Here is a 7,198-nt window from a genome sequence, read left to right as displayed (position 1 = left end):
AGTACATCCGCGTGTTCACCTACAAGAACAAGTCGCGGCAGCACAAGCGGCGCGGGCACCGCCAGCCGCAGACGACCATCCGGATCGACACGATCTGACGACCCCAGCCGCCCCCGACGGGGTGCGGCGAGAGCGCATCCGGACCGCCGCGGCGGGACGGACGAGGAGGAACTTCACATGGCGCACAAGAAGGGCGGCGGCTCGTCCAACAACGGTCGCGACTCCAACGCACAGCGCCTCGGCGTGAAGAAGTACGGCGGCGAGACCATCCGCGCCGGCGGCATCATCATGCGCCAGCGGGGCACCAAGATCCACCCCGGCGAGAACGTCGGCCGTGGCGGTGACGACACCCTCTTCGCCCTCGTCGACGGCTCGGTGCGCTTCCGCAAGAGCGGCAAGCGGACCACCGCCAACGTCGACCCGGTCGACGCCTGACTCCACCCCGCGTTCGGGGTGGCGGTCACCCTGGGCGTCGCACACAGCGGTAGGGCGGCCTCCGGGCCGCCCTCCGTCGTTCCCGCCCCCGCGAGCACCGACCGCACCGAGGATCCCCGTGGAGACCCCGAGCTTCGTCGACGAGTGCACCGTGCACGTGCGCGGGGGGCTCGGCGGCAACGGGTCGGTCTCGTTCCGCCGGGAATCCCACGTGCCCCGTGGTGGTCCTGACGGTGGTGACGGCGGCCGCGGTGGTGACGTCGTCTTCGTCGCCGAGGAACGGGTCGCCTCGCTGCTCGATCTGCACCGCAGCCCGCACATCCGCGGCGGCGACGGTGCCCACGGCGCCGGTATGGGCAAGGACGGGGCCTGGGGCGCGGACAGGGTCGTGGCCGTCCCCGTGGGCACCGTCGTGCGCGACCGCGACTCGGGTGCGGTCCTCGCCGATCTGGTCCACCCCGGCGACCGGTACCTGGCTGCCCCCGGCGGTCGCGGCGGTCGCGGCAACATCGCCTTCGCGACCCGCCACCGCCGCCTGCCACGCTTCGCCGAGCGGGGCGAGAAGACCCGCGACCGTTCGCTCCGGCTCGAACTCAAGCTCATCGCCGACGTCGGACTGGTCGGCTTCCCCTCCGCTGGCAAGTCGTCGCTGGTCGGCCGGCTCTCCGCTGCCACACCGCGCGTCGAAGCGTGGCCGTTCACGACCCTCACCCCCCACCTCGGCCTGATGCGCGGTGGCGAGGCGGCTGACGGCTCCCCGATCGACGTGGTCCTGGCCGACGTCCCGGGGCTCATCGAGGGCGCCGCGGAGGGCAAGGGCCTCGGCATCCGCTTCCTGCGCCACATCGAGCGCTGCCTGGTCCTCCTGCACGTGCTCGACGCGTCCCCGTTCGAGCCGGATCGCGACCCCGTCCGCGACCTGGCCATCCTCCGTGCCGAGCTCGCCAAGCACGATCCGTCGCTGCTCGAGCGGCCGCAGCTGATCGTCCTCAACAAGATGGACCTGCCCGACGGTCAGGCGATGGCCGACCTCGTCCGCGACCAGCTCGCCGAGAGCCTGCCCAGCTCCGAGCCCGTCGAGGAGTGGGAGGAGCCGCAGGACCGGTACGTCGATGTCCTCGAGGTGTCGGCCATCACCGGGGCCGGGCTCGACGCGCTCCGCTACCGGCTCGGCGAGCTCGTGGCCGCCGAGCGTGCCCGCGTCGGCCTGCGGACCGTCGCCCCCGACGAACGCGACGAGGTGGTCCTGCGACCGCTGCGCCGCGACGAGCGCGATTTCTCGGTCGGTCGCGACGACACCGGCGCGTACGTGGTGCGCGGCGAGCGGGTCGAGCGCTGGGTCCAGATGCTGCCGCTGACCGAGCGCGACGCCGTCCGCTACCTGCAGGGACGGCTCCGGCGTGCCGGCGTCGAGGCCGCCCTCATCAAGGCCGGCGCCCGCGACGGCGACGATGTCGTCATCGGTGAGCTGGTCTTCGACTTCGAGGCCGACATCGACGACCTGCCGCCCGAGGAGCGCGAGGCGATCCTCGCCGGGGAGGCTGACGAGTTCGACAGCGAGCTCGTCGAGGCTGTGCCCGAGGGCGAGGAGGCACCGTCGTGAGCGCCCGGTTCCCCCGGCCCGAGCTGGCCGTGGTGAAGGTCGGCTCGTCGTCGCTGCGCGGCGCCGACGGTCGGCTCGACCGCGACCAGGTCGCGAACGTCGCTGAGCAGGTCGTCGCGGCCCGAGCGGCGGGGACGCGGGTGGTGCTGGTCTCGTCGGGGGCGGTCGCCGCCGGCATGGGGCTGCTCGGCCTCGAACGCCGGCCGGTCGACCTGCCGACGCTGCAAGCGTGCGCCGCGATCGGGCAGAGCGAGCTGATCCAGGCCTACCAGCGCGTCTTCGAACGTGCGGACCTCGCCGCCGGTCAGGTCCTGTTGACCCAGGACGTCTTCGTCCGCCGCACCCGGTACCTGCACGCCCGCACCTCGCTGCAGCGGCTGCTCGACCTCGGCGCCGTCCCGATCATCAACGAGAACGACGCGGTCGCCACCGACGAGCTGTCCTACGGCGACAACGACCACCTCGCTGCGCTCGTGGCGTCGATGCTCGAGGCGAACCTGCTCGTCCTGCTCTCCGACGTCGCCGGGCTGCACGCGGGTGACCCACGCCGTCACCCCGACGCGCCGGTCATCTCGCGCGTGGACGACGTCGATGCCCTCGACCGGTCCGTCATCGGCGGCACCGGCTCGTTCGTCGGCTCCGGGGGGATGCGCACCAAGGTGGAGTCGGCGCGCGTCGCGGTCCGCAGCGCGTGCGACGCGGTCGTCGCCGATGCGCGGCGACCCGGCGTGCTCGCTGACGTCCTCGCTGGCGATGAGGTCGGCACCTGGTTCGTCCGGTCGGACAAGCGCATCGAGGCGCGTCGGCTGTGGATCGGTTTCGCGCTGACGGTCCGCGGTCGGGTCCACGTCGACGCGGGTGCTGCCGACGCGTTGCGTCGACGAGGTACCTCGCTGCTGGCCGTCGGGGTGACCCGCGCGTCGGGGTCCTTCGCGGTCGGCGATGCGGTCGAGGTGATCGATCCCGACGGGGTCGTCGTCGCACGCGGGCTGTCGAACTACGACGTCGGCGACATCGCGCAGGTCGCTGGCAGATCGACCAAGGACGCCGCGGCAGAGCTGGGCCCGCACTTCGCCCGAGAGGTCATCCACCGCGACGACCTCGCCGTCCTCGGCTGACCCACCGGACGCTGAGCGGCGTGCAGCGCGCGGTGGGTCCGACCGGACGGCCCACCCCGCGGCTCGGACAAGGTGCGACGGATCGAGGCGCGCATCCCGATCGAGGTCTGCCCACCCGACGCGACCGCCGAGCTGCGGGAGCTGGCCAACGCCCCGATCCCGCTCCCACCTGCCGAAGCGCACTGATCCCCGGCTCGCTCACCGGCCCGGGGCCAGTGCAGCGGCCACCTCGGTGTCGCGGGAGATGGTCGATGTCACGCGACCCGCTCATCGGTGACGACCTGGCGCGACAGCGACGCTCTCACGTGACACCCCCTCGCCAGCCCGCCTGGTCGCAGGTGCCGATGCTGCCTTCGAGGGCGTCAGCGGTGCTGCTGCCGAGGGCGGAGCGGACGGAGGAGAAGCGGACGCCGGTCAGGTGGCGCAGGCGATGCAGCGGCGGGCGGTGGGGCGGGCCGCCAAGCGTTCGGCGCTGATGGGCACGCCGCACGCCTCGCAGCTGCCGTACGTGCTGTCGGCGACCCGACCGGCGATCTCGTCGAGCTCGGCGAGGTGGGCGTGGGCGGCGGCGAGCAGCGAGGTCACCTGGGCACGCTCGAAGCCGATGGTCGCGCCCTCGGGGTCGTGCTCGTCGTCGGGGGAGTCCTCGGTGGCCTCGAACAGGACGGCGAGGTCACGCTCGAGCGCGGCGATGCGCGCTCGAGCCCGATCCCGATCCGCAGCGACACGCGCCGCGAGTCCGTCCTGCGAACCGAAGGCGTCCTGCGGACCGAGCCCGTCCTGCGGACCGAGCCCGTCCTGCGAACCGAGCCCGTCCTGCGAACCGAGGTCGCGCTCTGAAGAGCTCACCGGCGGGTACCGACGACGCTGGTCGCGATCGCCTCGCTGGGCGCGACGGCCAGGCGCACGCCGTCGGCGTCGCAGCGGATGACGGTCGCGGACCCGGCCTCGACGAACCGCACCTCGACGCCGGACCCCGAACCGGAAGCGGAACCCGAGCCGGAACGGGTGGCGTCCGGTGCGGCCGCCGTGAACCACTCGGTCACCGAGTCGCACAACGGCGGATCGCCAGCATCACGGTCGGCCAGGCTGAGCCCGACGACGGGATCACCGCCGACGTCCCAGAGGCGGACCTCACCGCCGGCCCACGCGGCGGTGCTCGCGGCCGGATCGGCGATGGCGGCGTCGGTGTCGCCGCCGGGTGCCTCGAACAGCCACAGCAGCTCGGCGGCGCCGAAGGTGTCGTCGTGTCGGGCGGTCCCACCCGGGGGAGGTGTGAGGCCGGGGACGGCGACCGGACGGTCGGCCGCGCGGTCGGGGAAGAGCACGCCGGCCGAGGTGAGTGGCGGCTCCGCGTACGCCTCGTCGACCGCGTCCCACCCGCCCTCGAGCCAGCGGTCGCAGATCAGGTCGAGCCCGGCGGTGTAGGGGAAGATGAGCTCGCGCTGGAGGTGGTGGGGGAAGGCCTCGAGCTGGGCCTGCTGGCCGGCGAGATCCCCGGCACCGAGCATCCCGAGCTGGTCGGTCAGCGACAGGTGCTCGAGGGTCCAGAGGTTCATCAGCAGCGTGGCGTCACCCTCGACGACCGCCAGCTGGGCGAGCGCTGCGTCGGTGTCGACGTCCTCGAGGTCGGGCAGGCCGACGACCTGGTCCACGAGCGCGTGGCCGAGCTCGTGCGCGAGGGTGACCCGGTCGAGGGGGCGGATCTCTCCTTCCGGGGTCCGCACGACCAACCGTGCCTCCTCGGTGGCGTAGTAGCCGGCGACCTGCCCCTCGAGCAGCTCGCGTTGCATCGCGGCGAGGTCGCTGCCCTCGGGGATCGCTCGGAGCGCGACGAGCACGTCGGTATGGGCCGCCAGCTCGTGGGGGTCCACGTCCTCGTCGAGCAGCCGCTCGAGGTCGGCGAGCAGCTCATCGTCGTCGAGGAACGCCACGTCGACGTCACGGTCGAGGGTGCGCTCCCGGAGTTGCTCGACCTGGTCGGTGATCGTCTCGACGAGGAGGTCGGGATCGGAGGGCACCTCGTCGCCACCCCCGAACAGGTCCCCGAGCCCGCCGTCGAGCAGTCCGCCGATACCACCGCCGCCCTCGGGGGTGAGGCAGCGGACGCCCGGTACCTCGCCGGTGATCCCGGACAGCAACCCGTCCAGCAACCCGTCGAGGTCGCCGCCGCCACCGAGCAGGCCGTCGAGCGTGCCGCCGTCGAGCAGCCCGTCGAGGAGCCCACCGAGCGGGTCCGAGCTGTTCCCCTCGGCCTCCAACCGGTCGACCTGTCGTTCGAGCTCGGCGACCCGGGCAGCCAGATCGTCGGCGCGGGCGGCCTCGGTGGCGACGCGACGTGCCTGGACGACGGCGACGGTGGAGGTGACGAGCAACCCGACGACGAGGGCGCCGGCGAGGGCAGCGAGCAGCAGCGGGCGGAGGGTCATGACGGCAGGGTAGGTAGCCGCTCAGGTCACGTGCGTGCCGTCGTGCACCGCTGGCGGCGCCGATCCGGCGTGGGACCCGTCCGTCGTGACACCGCCCACGGATCCGGCGTCATCGGAGGGGGGAGGTTCGTGAGGGAGGTGCAGCTCGAACCGGGTGCCGTGGACGCCGGTGTCGAGCTCGACGTGGCCGCCGTGCGCGTCGATGACCGCCTGGACCACCGCGAGGCCGAGACCGGTGGAGCTCGGGGCGTCACCCGCCCGGACGAAGGGGGCGAAGACCTCGTCGCGGATGGAGGCCGGGATGCCCGGACCCTGGTCGCTCACGATGAGCACGACCTCGCCGGGAGCTTCGGCGGCGCGGACCTCGATGCGGGTGCCGTCGGGGGTGTGCACGGCGGCGTTGGCCACGAGGTTGAGCACCGCCTGGGCGAGCCGGTCGGGGTCGGCCGCCAGCACCACCGGCGGCGGCGGTTCGATGCGGATGTCCTCGATCCTGAGACCGGCGACCTTCAGCTCGAGGTCCTCGAAGAACGCGACGAGTTCGAGAGCGCGTGGGCGGACGAACCCCTCCATCTCGGAGCGGGCGATGGCCATCAGGTCCTCGACGAGCCGGCCCATCCGGTGGAGTTCGTCCTCCACGACCTCGATGGTCTCCCGGAGCGCCTCGGTGTCGTCCCGGTCGATGGTGTGCAGCATCTCGAGGTGGCCACGGGCGATCGTGATCGGGGTGCGCAGCTCGTGCGAGATCGACGCCATGAACTCGGTCTGGCCGCTGGATGCCCGCTCGAGCCGCTCGAGCATCGAGTTGAACTCGTGGGCGAGGATCCCCACCTCGTCGTCGGTCTCGGGGACCTCGACACGCGCGTTCAGCCGGCGCAGTTCGATGGCTCGAGCGGCCGTCGCGAGGGTCAGCAGCGGGGACAGGGAGCGCCACAGCGCCGTGGACAGCAGCAGCGCGCCGATGATCAGCGATACCGCTGCCGAGGCGGCGACCAGCCCAGCGGCCGTGAGCGCCTCGGCCCGGACGGGGGCCAGCGGCGCGACGATCTGGTAGCTGCCGACCGGCTCTCCGCCGAGCACGATCGGTGCGGCGGACGAGCGGATGTCGCCGGCATCGGAGGAGATCGTCTCACGTCGTCCGAGGGTGCCCTGCGGGAGCCGATCGTCGCGGAACAGCGGCTCGAGCTCGTCGGGTCCGTTCGACGAGGCCAGCGGCGCCCTGCCGTCGGTGCGGATGATGGTCCAGTACGACTCGGTGGCCGGGTTGAGCTGGAGGTAGCGACGAGCGGCGCGTTCGAGCGCGACGATGCCATCGACCGGTTCGGGGTCCGGGGCCGAGGCGGGGTCGTTGTCCGCCGCCGCCTCGCGGGTGCGGGCGGCCTCCGCCTCGAGCGCGGCGACCTCCTCGTCGAGGAGGGTGGCCATCGAGGTTTCGAAGCGCTCGCGCTCGCGGTCGAGCACGACGTCGATGTCGTTGCGCGAGGCTTGCAGCAGTAGCTCGTAGGCGAGCCCGGTGGCGACAGCGAGGCTGACCGCGAAGACCAGGATGGCGGTCAGCGGCACGCGGACCCGGAGCGAACGCAGGGGACGGACCACGCGCTCCTGTCGATCGG

The 7,198-nt window shown here is 72.9% G+C and carries 7 protein-coding genes; 4 read left to right on the top strand and 3 right to left on the bottom strand.

All coding sequences use genetic code 11. The annotated features are described in order from the left end of the window. Positions 1–11 precede the first annotated feature (11 nt). From WEB03_RS04645 to proB, 4 genes are all read left to right on the top strand, one after another. The gene (locus tag WEB03_RS04645; RefSeq protein ID WP_368069801.1) at positions 12–98 is read left to right on the top strand and encodes a hypothetical protein; all 87 of its coding nucleotides are present in this window, start codon (positions 12–14) and stop codon (positions 96–98) included. 79 nt (positions 99–177) lie between these two features. Further along, positions 178–435 (top strand): 50S ribosomal protein L27, encoded by a 258-nt coding sequence (gene rpmA, locus WEB03_RS04640; RefSeq protein WP_368069800.1) that lies wholly within the window; start codon positions 178–180, stop codon positions 433–435. A 118-nt stretch (positions 436–553) separates the two neighbouring features. Continuing rightward, a complete protein-coding gene (obgE, locus tag WEB03_RS04635) occupies positions 554–2,038 on the top strand; it encodes a GTPase ObgE (protein WP_368069799.1) in 1,485 nt (494 codons plus the stop codon). After that, positions 2,035–3,156: a glutamate 5-kinase gene (gene proB, locus WEB03_RS04630; RefSeq protein WP_368069798.1), complete on the top strand. Its 1,122-nt coding sequence runs from the start codon at positions 2,035–2,037 to the stop codon at positions 3,154–3,156. The genes obgE and proB overlap by 4 nt, the downstream gene beginning before the upstream one ends. Positions 3,157–3,570: 414 nt before the next feature. Here the strand turns inward: proB and WEB03_RS04625 are convergent, their stop codons facing one another. The 3 genes from WEB03_RS04625 to WEB03_RS04615 are packed head-to-tail and all read right to left on the bottom strand — an operon-like array spanning position 3,571 to position 7,181. Beyond that, positions 3,571–4,005, bottom strand: coding sequence for a TraR/DksA family transcriptional regulator (locus tag WEB03_RS04625; RefSeq protein WP_368069797.1), 435 nt, complete (start codon positions 4,003–4,005; stop codon positions 3,571–3,573). After that, complete coding sequence (locus WEB03_RS04620; RefSeq protein WP_368069796.1) at positions 4,002–5,585, bottom strand: hypothetical protein; 1,584 nt, start codon at positions 5,583–5,585, stop codon at positions 4,002–4,004. The genes WEB03_RS04625 and WEB03_RS04620 overlap by 4 nt, the downstream gene beginning before the upstream one ends. A 21-nt stretch (positions 5,586–5,606) precedes the next feature. Further along, positions 5,607–7,181 (bottom strand): ATP-binding protein, encoded by a 1,575-nt coding sequence (locus tag WEB03_RS04615; RefSeq protein ID WP_368069795.1) that lies wholly within the window; start codon positions 7,179–7,181, stop codon positions 5,607–5,609. Positions 7,182–7,198: the final 17 nt, after the last annotated feature.

This window comes from Nitriliruptor sp., assembly GCF_040882075.1.
GTDB lineage: Bacteria > Actinomycetota > Nitriliruptoria > Nitriliruptorales > Nitriliruptoraceae > Nitriliruptor.
This window is presented reverse-complemented; position numbering and strand designations above follow the sequence as displayed.